This is a genomic window from Enterobacter cloacae complex sp. CDL013, from assembly GCF_049238805.1.
Taxonomy (GTDB): Bacteria; Pseudomonadota; Gammaproteobacteria; order Enterobacterales; family Enterobacteriaceae; genus Enterobacter; species Enterobacter hormaechei_C.
This window is the reverse complement of record NZ_JBMKGT010000006.1, coordinates 255,383-271,821: the sequence shown is the minus strand read 5'-3', so window position 1 is coordinate 271,821 and position 16,439 is coordinate 255,383. Positions and strand designations below refer to the sequence as shown.

The following is a 16,439-nucleotide window of genomic DNA, read 5'->3' as shown; positions in this document are numbered from 1 at the left end:
TCCCTGTTTTTGGCAGATGGCACGTCTCTATGATAGGGGGTGATTTCAGAAAAGAGAAGATTGTTGTGGGATGGACGGCGCGGGGCCAACCGACGGAACCGCCTGCTGCAAGGCCTGCCAGAGAGCATCGACCAGTTCAGGCGCCTGTGCGATATCCGGCGTATGTAAAAAAAGGTACGGCGTGGTGGTGTGCTCCCATTTCGCCAGCGTTTGCAGCCAGACGGCGAACATCTCCTCATTTTGCTGCATGTTATCGCTGCCGATAAACCGGACCATCGGGTTCTGCGCCGTTACGATCGCATGGACGGGCACTTTCGGTTTTTTGCGCTGGGCATCAACAACGGCTTCGCTGTGCGGGATTGCGCTGTGCACGGGGCGGCTGTCGAGGATCACGCGGTTGACCGATCGTTCATGCAGGCCGCGATTGAGCGCTTTCTCCGCGTCGCCTTTGGCAAAGAATTCCGGATGCCTCACTTCTACGCCGTAGGTGAAATCAAGTGGCAGGGCCTCGAGAAACTGCCAGAGGGCGGGCAGGTCGCGTGGGCCAAACGCGGCGGGAAGCTGGAGCCAGTACTGGCCAATACGGTTGGCCAGAGGCGACATCCGGGTGAAAAACTCGTGGGTTAAATCATCGCAGTTGCGCAGCGCGGCGTTGTGGGAGATGGTCGCCGGGAATTTAAAGCAAAAGCGGAAGTCGTCGGTGGTTTGCTCACGCCAGCGTTCGACGATCTCCGCGCGGGGCAGGGCGTACAGCGTGGTATTGCCCTCCACGCAGTTAAAGTGTCGGGCATACTCTTCAAGGCTGGTAATACCCAGGCGCACCCATTTCGGGTGCGACCACTGGGGCAGGCCCACGTACATCATAGCGCGCTGAGGATCTCATCCGTGCTGCGCACGCGACCGATACGCGGGAAGATATGGGTCATGCTGCACTGGTGCTGATCCGCAGAGGCTGCGCTGCACGCATCTTCCGCGATCACCAGGTTAAAGCCCAGCTCCCAGGCGTTACGGGCGGTGGATTCCACACCGATATTGGTGGAGATCCCGCACAGAATAATCGTGTCGATCCCGCGACGGCGCAGCTGGAGCTCCAGGTCGGTGCCGTAGAATGCGCCCCACTGGCGTTTGGTGACTTCTATATCGCTGTCGCGTTTACCGAGCGAGACAGGATATGTCCACCAGTTGTCCGGCAGCGCCTGCGCCGGGGCCTGAGCATCAACCGGCTGTTTTAACGCTTCGGCGAAATCAGCGGACCAGCCGACGCGCACCATAACAACAGGCGAGCCGCTGGCGCGGCATTTTTCTGCCAGGCGCGCAGCGCGGCTGACCACATCGTCAGCGGTGTGCGGACCACCGGCAAAAGGCAGAATGCCTTCCTGTAAATCAATGACCACAAGGGCGGTTTTGGTGGCATCAAGTGTAAACATCGTCGCTCCCGTCAAATGATTGCTTTTCTACACCTTACGACGTGATGGCCTGTTATCGGTCGGATAATTTTGTTAATTTTTGTGAGAATAGGCAATAAGAGTTCAGCAAACGCGCGTCAGGTCGTGCTTCGCTCTTATCGTGCGGCAGAATTTCCAGTATAATAGCCGCCTTTTTTCATCCAGTTGTGACATACAGAAAGCTGCGACATCGTAGCCTGCGAGACAGGCGACAATCAGCCTGCGGCTAATTAAGGGATATCTCATGCGTACAGAATATTGCGGGCAGCTGCGTCAGTCCCACGTCGGGCAGCAGGTCACCCTGTGTGGTTGGGTCAATCGTCGTCGCGATCTTGGTAGCCTTATCTTTATTGATATGCGTGACCGCGAAGGTATCGTTCAGGTGTTCTTCGATCCGGATCGCGCTGATGCGTTGAAGCTGGCTTCTGAGCTGCGCAATGAGTTCTGCATTCAGGTGACGGGCACCGTGCGTGCGCGTGACGAGAAAAACGTCAACGCCGACATGGCGACCGGCGCTATCGAAGTGCTGGCGTCCGATCTGACGATCATCAACCGCGCGGAAGCGTTGCCGCTGGACTCCAACCACGTCAACACTGAAGAAGCGCGTCTGAAATACCGCTACCTGGATCTGCGTCGTCCGGAAATGGCTCAGCGCCTGAAAACCCGTGCGAAAATCACCAGCCTGGTGCGCCGTTTTATGGATGACCACGGTTTCCTTGATATCGAAACCCCGATGCTGACCAAAGCCACGCCGGAAGGCGCGCGCGATTACCTGGTGCCATCCCGCGTCCATAAAGGCAAATTCTATGCGCTGCCGCAGTCTCCACAGCTGTTCAAACAGCTGCTGATGATGTCTGGCTTCGATCGCTACTATCAGATCGTGAAATGCTTCCGCGACGAAGACCTGCGCGCTGACCGTCAGCCAGAATTTACCCAGATCGATGTGGAAACCTCCTTCATGACCGCTGAGCAGGTGCGTGAAGTGATGGAAGCCCTGGTGCGTAGCCTGTGGAATGACGTGAAAGGCGTCGAGCTGGGCGATTTTCCAATCATGACCTTCGCGGAAGCCGAGCGTCGCTACGGCTCCGACAAACCAGACCTGCGTAACCCGATGGAGCTGGTGGACGTGGCAGACCTGGTGAAAGCCGTTGAGTTCGCGGTCTTTGCTGGCCCGGCTAACGATCCGAAAGGCCGCGTGGCGGCACTGCGCGTGCCGGGCGGAGCGGCTCTGAGCCGTAAGCAGATCGACGACTACGGCAACTTCATCAAGATCTACGGCGCGAAAGGTCTGGCCTATATTAAAGTGACCGAGCGTGCGAAAGGTCTGGAAGGTATCACCAGCCCGGTGGCGAAATTCCTGAACGCGGACATCGTGGAAGCGATCCTGGAGCGCACCGGCGCGCAGGACGGCGACATGATCTTCTTCGGTGCAGACAACAAGAAAGTGGTTGCGGATGCGATGGGCGCGCTGCGTCTGAAGCTCGGCAAAGACCTGAACCTGACCGACGAAAGTAAATGGGCGCCGCTGTGGGTGATCGACTTCCCGATGTTTGAAGACGACGGTGAAGGCGGCCTGACCGCGATGCACCACCCGTTCACCTCGCCAAAAGACATGACGCCGGCAGAGCTGAAGGCAGCACCGGAAGACGCAGTGGCAAACGCCTACGATATGGTCATCAACGGCTACGAAGTGGGCGGTGGTTCCGTGCGTATTCACAGCGGTGAAATGCAGCAGACCGTGTTCGGCATCCTGGGCATCAACGAACAGGAGCAGCGCGAGAAGTTCGGCTTCCTGCTGGACGCGCTGAAATACGGTACGCCTCCGCACGCGGGTCTGGCTTTCGGTCTTGACCGTCTGACCATGCTGCTGACCGGCACCGATAACATCCGTGATGTGATCGCCTTCCCGAAAACCACTGCCGCCGCGTGTCTGATGACCGAAGCGCCAAGCTTTGCCAACCCGGCCGCGCTGGCTGAGCTGGGCATTGAGGTGGTGAAGAAGGAAGAGAAAAACTGATATGGCATATAAGCGTCCCGTTTCGGTTCTGGTGGTCATTTATGCAGAAGACACGAACCGGGTGCTGATGTTGCAGCGGCGCGACGATCCGGATTTCTGGCAGTCGGTTACCGGCAGCCTGGAAGAGGGGGAGACCGCACCGCAGGCCGCCGCGCGTGAAGTAAAGGAAGAGGTCGCCATTGATGTTGCTTACGAGCAACTGACCCTGAAGGACTGTCAGCGCACGGTGGAGTTTGAAATTTTTAGCCATTTACGTCATCGCTATGCACCGGGAATTGAGCGCAATACGGAATCATGGTTCTGCCTTGCGCTTCCCCATGAGCGGGAGATCGTGTTCACGGAACACCTGACCTACCGCTGGGTGGATGCGGCGGATGCCGCCGCACTGACCAAGTCGTGGAGCAACCGGCAGGCGATTGAAGAATTTGTAATTAACGCTGCCTGAGAAGGCGCGATTTTTGGAGAACTTTTTATGGCAGGTCATAGTAAGTGGGCCAACACCAAACACCGCAAAGCGGCACAGGATGCCAAACGCGGTAAAATCTTTACCAAAATCATTCGTGAGCTGGTGACAGCGGCGCGTCTGGGCGGCGGCGATCCGGCCTCTAACCCACGTCTGCGCGCGGCGGTGGATAAAGCCCTGTCCAACAACATGACGCGTGACACCCTGAACCGTGCAATCGCACGTGGCGTGGGCGGTGATGAAGACGCGAACATGGAAACCATCATTTATGAAGGTTACGGTCCTGGCGGTACGGCGGTGATGGTTGAGTGTCTGTCCGACAACCGTAACCGTACCGTTGCGGAAGTGCGCCACGCGTTCACCAAAACCGGCGGCAACCTGGGCACTGATGGTTCTGTAGCGTACCTGTTCAGCAAAAAAGGCGTCATCTCCTTCGAGAAAGGCGACGAAGATGCGATCATGGAAGCGGCGCTGGAAGCCGGTGCGGAAGACGTGGTGACCTACGACGACGGCGCTATTGATGTTTACACCGCATGGGAAGAGATGGGGGCCGTGCGTGATGCGCTGGAAGCGGCTGGCCTGAAGGCGGATAACGCTGAAGTCTCCATGATCCCGTCTACCAAAGCGGACATGGATGCGGAAACCGCACCGAAACTGCTGCGTCTGATCGACATGCTCGAAGACTGCGACGACGTACAGGAAGTGTACCACAACGGTGAAATCTCTGATGAGGTTGCAGCGACTCTCTGATGAGAGCGTGTAGATCCGTTACAGGAGACGCGTGATGTCGATTATTCTCGGGATTGACCCAGGCTCACGCGTCACCGGGTATGGCGTTATCCGTCAGGTGGGACGCCAGTTAACCTACCTCGGCAGTGGGTGTATTCGCACCAAAGTGGACGATCTGCCGTCGCGCCTGAAGCTCATCTATGCGGGCGTGTCGGAGATCATCACCCAGTTTCAGCCGGACTATTTCGCCATCGAGCAGGTCTTTATGGCGAAAAATGCTGACTCGGCGTTAAAGCTCGGTCAGGCGCGCGGCGTGGCGATTGTTGCCGCCGTGAACCAGGATCTGCCGGTGTTCGAGTATGCGGCCCGTCAGGTTAAGCAGACGGTGGTGGGCATTGGTAGCGCGGAGAAAAGCCAGGTGCAGCACATGGTGCGTACCCTGCTGAAGCTCCCTGCGAACCCGCAGGCCGACGCCGCGGATGCGCTGGCCATTGCGATTACCCACTGTCACGTCAGCCAGAATGCGATGCAAATGAGCGAGTCGCGGCTCAATCTGGCGCGAGGCAGGTTACGATAATGACAAATCAGGCTGGATGTTTATCCAGCCTTTTTTTATTATGTCGGCAGATAATTTCTTCCAGAACGCAGGAGCGTCACGTGATAGGCAGACTCAGAGGCATCATCATTGAAAAACAACCCCCGTTAGTGCTGCTGGAAGTGGGTGGCGTGGGCTATGAAGTCCATATGCCGATGACCTGCTTCTACGAGCTTCCGGAGGCGGGCAAAGAGGCGGTTGTCTTTACCCAGTTTGTGGTGCGTGAAGACGCTCAGCTGCTGTACGGATTCAATAACAAACAGGAACGCACCCTGTTCCGCGAATTGATCAAAACCAACGGCGTCGGGCCGAAGCTGGCGCTTGCGATTCTGTCCGGTATGTCAGCGCCACAGTTTGTGAACGCCGTTGAGCGTGAAGATCCGGCTGCGTTAATTAAACTTCCGGGCATCGGGAAGAAAACTGCCGAGCGTTTAATTGTCGAGATGAAGGACCGCTTTAAAGGTCTGCATGGCGATCTGTTCACGCCGGCAGCCGATCTGGTGCTGACTTCCCCGGGCGCGCCTGCATCGGATGATGATGCCGAGCAGGAAGCGGTTGCCGCGCTGGTGGCGCTGGGCTATAAACCTCAGGAGGCCAGCCGGATGGTGAGCAAAATTGCTAAACCGGATGCCAGCAGTGAAACCCTGATTCGTGAAGCGCTGCGCGCTGCATTGTGAGGTAAAGGATGATTGAAGCAGACCGCCTGGTATCGGCAGGCACCATTCAGCCAGATGACGTGGTGGATCGCGCGATCCGCCCCAAACTGCTGGATGAGTATATCGGCCAGCCGCAGGTTCGTTCTCAGATGGAGATTTTCATCCAGGCGGCAAAGCTGCGCGGCGATGCGCTCGATCACCTGCTGATTTTTGGTCCGCCGGGGTTAGGTAAAACCACCCTGGCGAATATCGTCGCCAACGAAATGGGCGTTAACCTGCGTACCACTTCCGGCCCGGTACTGGAGAAAGCAGGGGACCTGGCGGCGATGCTGACCAACCTCGAACCGCATGACGTGCTGTTTATCGACGAGATCCATCGCCTGTCGCCGGTGGTGGAGGAAGTGCTCTATCCGGCAATGGAGGATTACCAGCTGGATATCATGATCGGTGAAGGTCCGGCCGCGCGCTCGATCAAAATCGATCTGCCACCGTTTACCCTGATTGGCGCCACGACCCGCGCCGGCTCGCTGACCTCTCCACTGCGTGACCGTTTTGGTATCGTGCAGCGTCTGGAGTTTTATCAGGTGCCCGACCTTCAGCATATTGTGGGGCGCAGCGCGCGCTACATGGGGCTGGATATGAGCGAAGAGGGGGCGTTTGAAGTGGCGAAGCGCTCCCGCGGTACGCCGCGTATCGCCAACCGCCTGCTGCGCCGGGTGCGTGACTTTGCCGAGGTGAAGCACGACGGCACTATATCGGCCGAGATCGCCGCCCAGGCGCTGGATATGCTGAACGTCGATGCTGAAGGTTTTGACTATATGGACCGTAAGCTGCTGCTGGCGGTGCTGGATAAGTTCTTTGGCGGGCCAGTAGGGCTGGATAACCTGGCGGCGGCAATTGGCGAAGAGCGTGAGACTATCGAAGATGTGCTGGAGCCGTATCTGATCCAGCAAGGCTTCTTGCAGCGTACCCCGCGCGGTCGTATGGCGACGGTGCGGGCGTGGAATCATTTCGGCATTACGCCGCCCGCGATGCCGTAAGTAGCGATAAATTCTAGCCCCGGTAAGCGAAGCGCCACCGGGGACATGCTGACTACTGCGCGGTCTTTTTCATCATACTGAAAATAAACAACACCGCCGCGCACAATACCACCGACGGCCCCGCTGGCGTGTCATAAAACGCCGAGAAGGTTAACCCGCCCGTCACCGCAATCATTCCGATAATCACCGCGATACCGGCCATTTGCTCCGGCGTACGCGCAAAACGGCGCGCCGTGGCGGCAGGAATTATCAGCAGCGACGTGATGATCAGCGCGCCAACAAATTTCATCGCCACGCCGATGGTTAACGCCGTCACCAGCATCAACAGCAGCTTCACGCGCTGAAGCTTCACGCCATCGACAAAGGCCAGATCCGGACTGACGGTCATCGCCAGTAAACTCCGCCACTGCCACAGCAGGATCCCGAGCACCACCGCCACGCCAATGGCAATGGAAATGAGATCTTCGGGCGTGACGGCCAGCAGATCGCCAAACAGGTAGGCCATCAGGTCTACGCGGATGTTTGACATCAGGCTCACTACCACCAGGCCCAGCGACAGGGCGCTGTGCGCCATAATGCCGAGCAGGGTATCAATTGCCAGGTGAGGGCGTTTTTCCAGCGAGACCAGACCGGCAGCCAGCAGCAGCGTGACGACAATCACCGCATAAAACGGGTTCACGTCCAGTAATAAACCAAACGCGACACCCAGCAATGAAGCATGGGCCAGCGTATCGCCGAAATAGGACATTCTGCGCCAGACGACAAACGAGCCGAGTGGACCCGCGGCGCAGGCAAGCATAATCCCGGCCAGCCAGCCGGGCAGTAACAGTTCAATCATGAGTGTCCATTTCCCCGACGCAGGACAATTCGTCCCTGTAAATCATGGCGGTGATTGTGATTATGGTGATAGATGCCCAGCTGTTCGGCGCCACGATGGCCAAACATGGAGATAAATTCGGGATGCATTGACACCACTTCCGGCGTGCCGGAACAACAAATGTGATGGTTCAGGCACAGTACTTCGTCGGTTTTGGCCATCACCAGATGCAGATCATGGGAGACCATCAGCACCGCGCAGTTAAGCTCCCGACGGAGCTGGTCAATCAGATCGTACAGCGCAACCTGACCGTTGACGTCAACACCCTGCGTCGGCTCGTCCAGGACCAGCAGCTGAGGGCTGCTGAGCAGGGCACGGGCAAGCAATACGCGCTGGGTTTCACCGCCCGACAGCTTTTGCAAGGGCGCCTCAACAAGATGTCCCGCCTGAACGCGTTTCAGCGCCGGGAGGATATCCGCTTTACGCGTACCGGGACGGAGGCGCAGGAAGCGGCTCACCGTCAGGGGCAGGGTGGCATCGAGGTGTAATTTTTGCGGCACATAGCCGATACGCAATTTGTCTTCGCGGACGATAACACCTGCGTCAGGGGCTACCAGGCCTAATACGACGCGTACCAGCGTCGACTTGCCTGCACCGTTAGGGCCGAGCAGCGTGAGTATTTTGCCGGGCTTCAGATTCAGCGACACGTCAGAAAGGACGCGGCGCTGGCCGAATGAGACCGAAACATTTTCAAGAGAAACTAAAGTCGTCATGTCAATTTAAGCTTGCAGAAGTCATCGAATGTTATAATATCACATTCCACGCATTCATTACGATGATTAGTCGCATTATGTTACAGAAAAATACGCTTCTTTTCGCAGCTTTATCCGCTGCTCTTTGGGGTACAACAGCACAAGATGTTAACGCCGCTGTTGTCGCTTCGCTTAAACCGCTTGGATTTATCGCCTCTGCCATCGCGGACGGTGTCACTGAGACACAGGTTCTGCTGCCTGACGGGGCTTCCGAGCATGATTATTCTCTGCGTCCATCTGATGTAAAACGCTTACAGAACGCGGACTTAGTCGTCTGGATTGGTCCTGAGATGGAAGCGTTCATGCAGAAGTCAGCCAGACAGCTTCCCGCTGAGAAACAGGTGACGATTGCCGGGCTGTCCGGCGTGAAACCGTTACTCATGAAAGGAGCTGAGGACGAGGGTGATGAGCATGACCACGACCATGCTCATGGTGAAAAAGGTGACGACCATCACCATCACGGCGAATACAACATGCATCTCTGGCTCTCCCCAGAGATAGCGCGGCTTACAGCGGTTGCAATCCACGACAAATTAGTGGAACTTATGCCGCAAAGTCGAATCAAACTCGACGCCAACCTGAAGGATTTTGAGGCTCAATTAGCCGCAACCGACAAACAGGTGGGTAACGAGCTCGCACCGCTTAAAGGAAAAGGGTACTTCGTTTTTCATGATGCCTACGGGTATTACGAGAAACATTACGGTCTGACCCCGCTGGGGCATTTTACCGTCAACCCTGAAATTCAGCCTGGTGCGCAGCGTTTACATGAAATCAGAACACAGTTGGTTGAGCAAAAAGCGACATGCGTTTTTGCTGAGCCACAGTTCAGGCCAGCGGTCGTAGAAGCCGTGGCCAGGGGAACATCCGTGCGCATGGGAACCCTTGACCCGCTAGGTACGAACATCCAGTTGAGCAAAGCGAGCTATTCGCAGTTCCTCAGCCAACTGGCGAATCAGTATGCGAGCTGCCTGAAAGGAGATTAACGAGGAAGTGAATACGTGCAACAGATAGCCCGCTCTGTCGCCCTGGCATTTAACAATCTGCCTCGACCCCACCGCGTTATGCTGGGGTCGCTTACAGTTCTCACATTAGCGGTCGCCGTCTGGCGGCCCTATGTTTACCACCCGAGTTCCGCCCCAATCATCAAAACCATCGAACTGGAGAAGAGCGAGATCCGCTCTCTGCTGCCCGAGGCCAGCGAGCCTATCGATCAGGCCGCTCAGGAAGATGAAGCGATTCCCCAGGATGAGCTGGATGACAAGATCCAGAATGAAGCTGGCATTCATGAATATGTTGTATCCACTGGCGATACGCTGAGTAGCGTCCTGAACCAGTACGGTATCGACATGGGCAACATCAGCCAGCTCGCCGCATCCGATAAAGAGCTGCGTAACCTGAAAATTGGTCAGCAACTTTCCTGGACCTTAACGCCCGACGGCGATCTGCAACGTCTGACCTGGGAGATGTCCCGTCGCGAAACCCGCACCTACGATCGCACTGCAAACGGTTTCAAAATGACCAGTGAATTGCAGCAGGGCGACTGGGTTAACAGCGTCATGAAAGGAACCGTCGGCGGCAGCTTTGTTTCCAGCGCACGCGATGCCGGCCTGACCAGCGCTGAAATCAGCTCGGTGATCAAAGCCATGCAGTGGCAGATGGATTTCCGCAAACTGAAAAAAGGCGATCAGTTCTCTGTCCTGATGTCCCGCGAAATGCTGGACGGTAAGCGCGAGCAGAGCCAGCTGGTGGGCGTTCGTCTGCGTTCAGACGGCAAAGACTACTACGCTATTCGCGCGGAAGACGGTAAGTTCTATGACCGCAGCGGTACGGGTCTGGCAAAAGGCTTCCTGCGTTTCCCAACGGCGAAACAGTTCCGCGTCTCCTCCAACTTTAACCCGCGTCGTCTGAACCCGGTAACGGGCCGCGTAGCGCCGCACCGTGGCGTTGACTTCGCTATGCCGCAGGGCACGCCAGTGCTGGCGGTAGGAGATGGTGAAGTGGTCATGGCGAAACGCAGCGGTGCTGCTGGCTATTACGTTGCTATTCGTCACGGTCGTACGTACACCACCCGCTACATGCACCTGCGTAAACTGCTGGTCAAACCGGGCCAGAAGGTGAAACGTGGCGATCGCATCGCGCTGTCCGGTAACACCGGCCGGTCGACGGGGCCGCACCTGCACTATGAAGTGTGGATCAACCAGCAGGCGGTTAACCCGCTGACGGCGAAACTGCCGCGCACCGAAGGGCTGACCGGGAAAGATCGCAAAGATTACCTGGCGCAGGTGAAAGAGGTGATGCCGCAGCTTCGCTTCGACTAAGCTCTCCTGATTTAAAAAGCCGGCGTCAGTATGCGCCGGCTTTTTCTTTTGTGCGCGGGCGGCAGCCTCGCTACACTATCCGCATATATTTTTGCGTCACCAGACCCTGGACCTCGCATGGAAACCAAAAAAAACAATATTGAATACATTCCCGAGTTTGAAAAATCTTTTCGCCACCCGCGTAACTGGGGCGCCTGGATTGGCGTATATGCGTTTGCTGGCATGGCGTTGCTACCTGCTTCCCTCCGCGATCCGGTGCTCGGTAAAGTGGGGCGCCTGGCAGGGCGCTTGGGTAAAAGCGCGCGCCGACGCGCGCAAATAAACCTGTTGTACTGTTTCCCGGATAAAAGCGACGCTGAACGCGAAGCAATCATTGATGACATGTATACCACTGCGCCGCAGGCGATGGCGATGATGGCGGAACTGGCACTGAAAGGGCCGGAGAAGATCGTCGAACGCGTTGACTGGAAAGGGCTGGAGATCATCGACGAGATGCGTCGCAATGATGAAAAGGTGATTTTCCTGGTGCCGCACGGCTGGGGGGTCGACATTCCGGCGATGTTAATGGCGTCGCAGGGCCAGAAAATGGCGGCGATGTTCCATAATCAGGGAAACAAAATCTACGATTTCGTCTGGAATACCGTGCGCCGTCGCTTTGGCGGACGCTTGCACGCCCGAAACGATGGCATTAAGCCTTTCATTCAGTCGGTACGTCAGGGTTACTGGGGCTACTATCTGCCCGATCAGGACCATGGTCCTGAGCACAGCGAGTTTGTCGATTTCTTCGCAACCTATAAAGCCACGCTACCAGCGATTGGTCGCCTGATGAAAGTCTGCCGCGCCCGCGTGATCCCACTGTTCCCGGCTTATGACGGTAAAACGCATCGCCTGAGCATTGAGGTACGTCCGCCGATGGACGATCTGCTGACCGCAGACGATCACACCATCGCACGCCGCATGAATGAAGAGGTGGAAGTGCTGGTGGGGCCGCATAAGGAGCAATATACGTGGATCCTGAAGCTGCTCAAAACGCGTAAACCTGGCGAAACAGAGCCGTACAAGCGTAAAGAACTTTTCCCGAAGAAATAGGAAACCTTCACCCCTCTCCCCTTAGGGGAGAGGGGATCAGAGCTTACTCTACGGTCAGTACGCGGGTGGTATTGGTTGAGCCGATGGTGCTCATCACGTCACCCTGCGTCACGATAACGATATCACCGGATACCAGATAACCTTTGTCGCGCAGCAGGTTCACGGCATCGTGCGCGGCGGCCACGCCGTCGTTGGTGCTGTCGAAGTATACTGGCGTCACGCCGCGATACAGCGCCGTCAGGTTCAGCGTACGCTCGTGACGGGACATGGCGAAGATCGGCAGACCGGAGCTGATACGGGACGTCATTAGCGCGGTACGGCCAGATTCGGTCATGGTGATGATCGCCGTGACCCCTTTCAGGTGGTTGGCTGCGTACATCGCGGACATCGCAATCGCTTCTTCCACATTGTCGAACTGGATATCCAGGCGGTGCTTGGAGACGTTAATGCTTGGGATCTTCTCTGCACCCAGGCAGACGCGCGCCATGGCGGCCACGGTTTCCGCCGGATACTGGCCCGCCGCGGTTTCCGCTGACAGCATCACCGCGTCAGTACCATCCAGCACGGCGTTCGCCACGTCCATGACTTCTGCACGGGTCGGCATTGGGTTGGTGATCATGGATTCCATCATCTGGGTGGCGGTGATCACCGCGCGGTTCAGCTGACGCGCGCGACGGATCAGCGCTTTCTGGATACCGACCAGTTCAGGGTCGCCAATTTCCACGCCCAGGTCACCACGGGCAACCATCACCACGTCAGACGCCAGGATCACGTCGTCCATCGCGTCCTGATCGCAGACCGCTTCAGCGCGTTCCACTTTTGCAACGATTTTCGCATCGCAGCCTGCATCGCGCGCCAGGCGGCGAGCATAGTTCAGATCTTCACCGCAGCGCGGGAAGGAGACGGCCAGATAATCCACGCCGATCTGCGCTGCGGTCACGATATCCGCTTTGTCTTTATCGGTCAGCGCTTCGGCAGACAGGCCACCGCCGAGTTTGTTGATGCCTTTGTTGTTGGAGAGCGGGCCGCCGACGGTCACTTCGGTGAACACCTTCATACCCTGAACTTCCAGCACTTTCAGCTGTACGCGTCCGTCGTCCAGCAGCAGGATGTCGCCAGGCACAACGTCAGCAGGCAGACCTTTGTAGTCGATACCCACTTTTTCCTTATCGCCTTCGCCTTTGCTCAGGTTGGCGTCCAGCAGGAATTTATCGCCGATGTTGAGGAAGACTTTGCCTTCTTTAAAGGTCGATACGCGGATTTTTGGACCTTGCAGGTCACCGAGGATAGCAACATGGCGGCCCAGTTTAGCTGCGATTTCACGCACTTTGTCGGCACGTAATTTATGGTCTTCTGGCGTACCGTGAGAGAAGTTCATACGCACCACGTTAGCACCCGCGGCGATAATCTTTTCGAGGTTATTATCGCGGTCGGTGGCCGGGCCTAAGGTGGTGACGATCTTGGTTCTGCGAAGCCTTCTGGACATGTAATACTCCGTTGACTGAAACAACTTTGGTGTTGCGTGAACATAGAATCGGCCTTCATCTATCGCAAGGCAGTAGCGAGGGGACCGAATGCCGTAAATCGTACTTCGTCGTTATTAGGGAACATCGCTCTTTATAAGCAATTCTTTATCAAAACGCGATTCTTTCAGGGCTTCCTTGACCCGCTTCAAGTTATCCCGGAATTTTGCGCCCCGGCGTAAGGTAAAACCGGTCGCCAGTACGTCGATGACCGTCAACTGCGCCAGGCGGGAGACCATCGGCATGTACATGTCGGTATCCTCCGGTACGTCCAGGGTAATGGCGAGCGTCGCTTCCCGGGCGAGCGGCGTACCTGCCGTCGTCAGGGCGATGACCATCGCATCGTTGTCACGCGCGAGCTGCGCCAGCTCCACCTGGCTCTTGGTGCGGCCCGTATGAGAGATGAGTACCACGACATCATCTTCGCTACAATTCATACAGCTCATGCGTTGCAGCACAATGTCATCGGAGTAAATCACCGGCACGTTAAAGCGAAAGAACTTATTCATGGCGTCATGCGCCACGGCGGCGGACGAGCCAAGGCCAAAGAAGGCAATCCGTTTGGCCTGCGTGAGAAGATCGACCGCGCGATTTACTGAACTCATGTCCAGAGACTGGCGAACGTGGTCGAGCGTGGCCATTGCCGATTCAAATATTTTTGCGGTGTATGCATCAACGCTGTCGTCTTCATCGACATTGCGATTAACATACGGGGTGCCGTTTGCCAGACTTTGGGCCAGATGCAGTTTAAAATCAGGAAAGCCGCGCGTGTCCAGACTACGACAGAATCGATTGACCGTCGGTTCGCTGACGCCCGATTCCTGTGCCAGAGCGGCGATGCTTGAATGAATCGCCTGAGCGGGCGCGGCGAGAATAACTTCAGCCACTTTGCGCTCGGATTTGCTAAGGTGTTCCAGTTGAAACTGGATTTTTTCCAGCATGTTCATTGTTAACAAGACGCTCATGAGGGCATAAACGATTTCATAAAGAGATGAAACCTTGATTCGATTTAGCCGATATTACCCCCAGGACTCCCGAAAGGGTAATCGTCGACAAGAAATGTTGTTGTTTTTTTTCATTACTTGATCGACGTCGGGTTTTGCTCTGACCCCGTTGCGCAAAGAATCGACGTTTGTTGCGTCATCAGACGGGCGTAATGGCCCAGGCGACGAAAAATCACCGTATCGCACGTGACGTTAAGCGCTAATGGTTTCAGGAAACGCGTAAAAGCAGTACAGTGCATTGTAATAAAATTACAACGATACCTGGCAGAGTACCAGGCGATCTAACTGAGGAGAATGACATGGCGGTAACGCAAACAGCCCAGGCATGTGACCTGGTCATTTTCGGCGCGAAAGGCGATCTTGCACGCCGAAAATTGCTGCCTTCCCTGTATCAGCTCGAAAAAGCGGGCCAGATCCATCCCGACACCCGGATCCTTGGGGTAGGGCGCGCAGACTGGGATAAGGAGGCTTATACCAAAGTCGTGCGTGAGGCGCTCGAAACGTTCATGAAAGAGAAAATCGATGAAAGCCTTTGGGATAAGCTGAGCGGGCGTCTCGATTTCTGCAACCTGGACGTCAACGATGTAGGCGCCTTTACCCGTCTGGGTGAAATGCTTGACCAGGAAAATCGTGTCACTATTAACTATTTCGCCATGCCGCCAAGCACCTTCGGCGCCATCTGCAAAGGTCTGGGCGAGGCGAAGCTGAACGCCAAACCGGCGCGCGTAGTGATGGAGAAACCGCTGGGTACGTCGCTGGCGACCTCGCGTGAAATCAACGACCAGGTAGGCGAGTTCTTTGAGGAGTGTCAGGTTTACCGTATTGACCACTATCTGGGCAAAGAGACGGTACTGAACCTGCTGGCGCTGCGTTTTGCCAACTCCCTGTTTGTGAACAACTGGGACAACCGCACTATCGACCACGTGGAAATTACCGTGGCGGAAGAGGTGGGCATCGAAGGCCGTTGGGGCTACTTCGACCAGGCCGGCCAGATGCGTGACATGATCCAGAACCACCTGCTGCAAATTCTGTGCATGATTGCCATGTCTCCACCGTCAGATCTGACGGCCGACAGCATTCGTGACGCCAAAGTGAAAGTGCTGAAATCACTGCGCCGTATTGACCGCTCCAACGTGCGTGAGAAAACCGTGCGCGGCCAGTACACCGCAGGTTTTGCCCAGGGGAAAAAAGTTCCTGGCTATCTGGAAGAAGAGGGCGCGAACAAGTCCAGCAACACCGAGACGTTTGTGGCGATCCGCGTGGATATCGATGACTGGCGCTGGGCCGGTGTGCCGTTCTACCTGCGTACCGGGAAACGTCTGCCAGCAAAATGCTCCGAAGTGGTGGTCTACTTCAAAAATCCGGAACTGAACCTGTTCAAAGAATCCTGGCAGGAACTGCCGCAGAACAAACTGACCATCCGTCTGCAACCGGACGAGGGTGTGGATATTCAGATCCTGAACAAAGTGCCGGGTCTTGATCACAAACACAACCTGCAAACCACCAAGCTCGACCTGAGCTACTCTGAAACCTTCAACCAGACGCATCTGGCCGATGCTTACGAGCGTCTGCTGCTGGAAACCATGCGTGGTATCCAGGCGCTGTTCGTCCGCCGCGATGAAGTGGAAGAGGCGTGGAAGTGGGTCGACTCCATCACCGAAGCGTGGGCAGCCGACCAGGACGCGCCAAAACCGTATCAGGCGGGAACATGGGGACCTGTCGCCTCCGTTGCGATGATCACCCGTGATGGCCGCTCCTGGAACGAGTTTGAATAACCACCTTCTCTAGCCCAAAGGTGTTATTTTACCGGTAACATGATCTAACACAGCAAGTGGCATAATTTTTATCTTTTAAGCTCCGCGTGGATTCACCCGCGGAGCTTTTTTTATTACACTCCCTTCAGATATTTTGCCCCTGTGCTCCGGATATCA

The 16,439-nt window shown here is 56.3% G+C and carries 16 protein-coding genes; 10 read left to right on the top strand and 6 right to left on the bottom strand.

Translation table 11 applies throughout. The features are described from left to right. Window positions 1-45 precede the first annotated feature (45 nt). Together ACOTXD_RS14380 and ACOTXD_RS14375 are read right to left on the bottom strand one after the other, a co-directional pair. Window positions 46-864 (bottom strand): DUF72 domain-containing protein, encoded by an 819-nt coding sequence (locus tag ACOTXD_RS14380; RefSeq protein WP_032609521.1) that lies wholly within the window; start codon window positions 862-864, stop codon window positions 46-48. Further along, a complete protein-coding gene (locus tag ACOTXD_RS14375) occupies window positions 861-1,427 on the bottom strand; it encodes a hydrolase (protein WP_032609519.1) in 567 nt (188 codons plus the stop codon). The genes ACOTXD_RS14380 and ACOTXD_RS14375 overlap by 4 nt, the downstream gene beginning before the upstream one ends. A gap of 262 nt (window positions 1,428-1,689) precedes the next feature. Here ACOTXD_RS14375 and aspS point away from each other — a divergent pair, with 262 nt between their 5' ends. The 6 genes from aspS (at window position 1,690) to ruvB (ending at window position 6,945) form a co-directional block, all read left to right on the top strand. Beyond that, window positions 1,690-3,462: an aspartate--tRNA ligase gene (gene aspS, locus ACOTXD_RS14370; protein WP_003859743.1), complete on the top strand. Its 1,773-nt coding sequence runs from the start codon at window positions 1,690-1,692 to the stop codon at window positions 3,460-3,462. A 1-nt stretch (window position 3,463) separates the two neighbouring features. Next, the gene (gene nudB / locus ACOTXD_RS14365; protein ID WP_061856495.1) at window positions 3,464-3,907 is read left to right on the top strand and encodes a dihydroneopterin triphosphate diphosphatase; all 444 of its coding nucleotides are present in this window, start codon (window positions 3,464-3,466) and stop codon (window positions 3,905-3,907) included. Between the two features lie 27 nt (window positions 3,908-3,934). Beyond that, entirely contained in the window at window positions 3,935-4,675 is a 741-nt protein-coding gene (locus tag ACOTXD_RS14360; protein WP_003859747.1) for a YebC/PmpR family DNA-binding transcriptional regulator, read from the top strand. A gap of 34 nt (window positions 4,676-4,709) precedes the next feature. Continuing rightward, window positions 4,710-5,231, top strand: coding sequence for a crossover junction endodeoxyribonuclease RuvC (gene ruvC, locus ACOTXD_RS14355; protein WP_003859749.1), 522 nt, complete (start codon window positions 4,710-4,712; stop codon window positions 5,229-5,231). A gap of 80 nt (window positions 5,232-5,311) precedes the next feature. Further along, window positions 5,312-5,926, top strand: coding sequence for a Holliday junction branch migration protein RuvA (gene ruvA / locus ACOTXD_RS14350; protein ID WP_003859751.1), 615 nt, complete (start codon window positions 5,312-5,314; stop codon window positions 5,924-5,926). Window positions 5,927-5,934: 8 nt separating this feature from the next. Then, entirely contained in the window at window positions 5,935-6,945 is a 1,011-nt protein-coding gene (ruvB, locus tag ACOTXD_RS14345; RefSeq protein WP_003859753.1) for a Holliday junction branch migration DNA helicase RuvB, read from the top strand. A gap of 52 nt (window positions 6,946-6,997) precedes the next feature. Here the strand turns inward: ruvB and znuB are convergent, their stop codons facing one another. Further along, a complete protein-coding gene (gene znuB, locus ACOTXD_RS14340) occupies window positions 6,998-7,783 on the bottom strand; it encodes a zinc ABC transporter permease subunit ZnuB (protein WP_061856494.1) in 786 nt (261 codons plus the stop codon). Beyond that, window positions 7,780-8,535: a zinc ABC transporter ATP-binding protein ZnuC gene (gene znuC, locus ACOTXD_RS14335; RefSeq protein ID WP_061856493.1), complete on the bottom strand. Its 756-nt coding sequence runs from the start codon at window positions 8,533-8,535 to the stop codon at window positions 7,780-7,782. The genes znuB and znuC overlap by 4 nt, the downstream gene beginning before the upstream one ends. Window positions 8,536-8,612: 77 nt before the next feature. Between znuC and znuA the strand changes: the two genes are divergently transcribed. The 3 genes from znuA (at window position 8,613) to lpxM (ending at window position 11,981) form a co-directional block, all read left to right on the top strand. Next, window positions 8,613-9,557: a zinc ABC transporter substrate-binding protein ZnuA gene (znuA, locus tag ACOTXD_RS14330; RefSeq protein ID WP_003859760.1), complete on the top strand. Its 945-nt coding sequence runs from the start codon at window positions 8,613-8,615 to the stop codon at window positions 9,555-9,557. A 15-nt stretch (window positions 9,558-9,572) separates the two neighbouring features. After that, complete coding sequence (gene mepM / locus ACOTXD_RS14325) at window positions 9,573-10,892, top strand: murein DD-endopeptidase MepM (RefSeq protein WP_003859762.1); 1,320 nt, start codon at window positions 9,573-9,575, stop codon at window positions 10,890-10,892. A 117-nt stretch (window positions 10,893-11,009) separates the two neighbouring features. Beyond that, a complete protein-coding gene (gene lpxM / locus ACOTXD_RS14320) occupies window positions 11,010-11,981 on the top strand; it encodes a lauroyl-Kdo(2)-lipid IV(A) myristoyltransferase (protein ID WP_022651444.1) in 972 nt (323 codons plus the stop codon). 43 nt (window positions 11,982-12,024) lie between these two features. Here the strand turns inward: lpxM and pyk are convergent, their stop codons facing one another. Both pyk and ACOTXD_RS14310 read right to left on the bottom strand, forming a co-directional pair. Next, window positions 12,025-13,467 carry a pyruvate kinase gene (gene pyk / locus ACOTXD_RS14315; RefSeq protein ID WP_003859767.1) on the bottom strand — a complete coding sequence of 481 codons (1,443 nt, stop codon included), beginning with the start codon at window positions 13,465-13,467 and terminating at the stop codon, window positions 12,025-12,027. A gap of 114 nt (window positions 13,468-13,581) precedes the next feature. Next, window positions 13,582-14,451 carry a MurR/RpiR family transcriptional regulator gene (locus ACOTXD_RS14310; RefSeq protein WP_003859769.1) on the bottom strand — a complete coding sequence of 290 codons (870 nt, stop codon included), beginning with the start codon at window positions 14,449-14,451 and terminating at the stop codon, window positions 13,582-13,584. A 356-nt stretch (window positions 14,452-14,807) separates the two neighbouring features. Between ACOTXD_RS14310 and zwf the strand changes: the two genes are divergently transcribed. Next, window positions 14,808-16,283 carry a glucose-6-phosphate dehydrogenase gene (gene zwf / locus ACOTXD_RS14305; RefSeq protein ID WP_003859771.1) on the top strand — a complete coding sequence of 492 codons (1,476 nt, stop codon included), beginning with the start codon at window positions 14,808-14,810 and terminating at the stop codon, window positions 16,281-16,283. Window positions 16,284-16,439 lie beyond the last annotated feature (156 nt).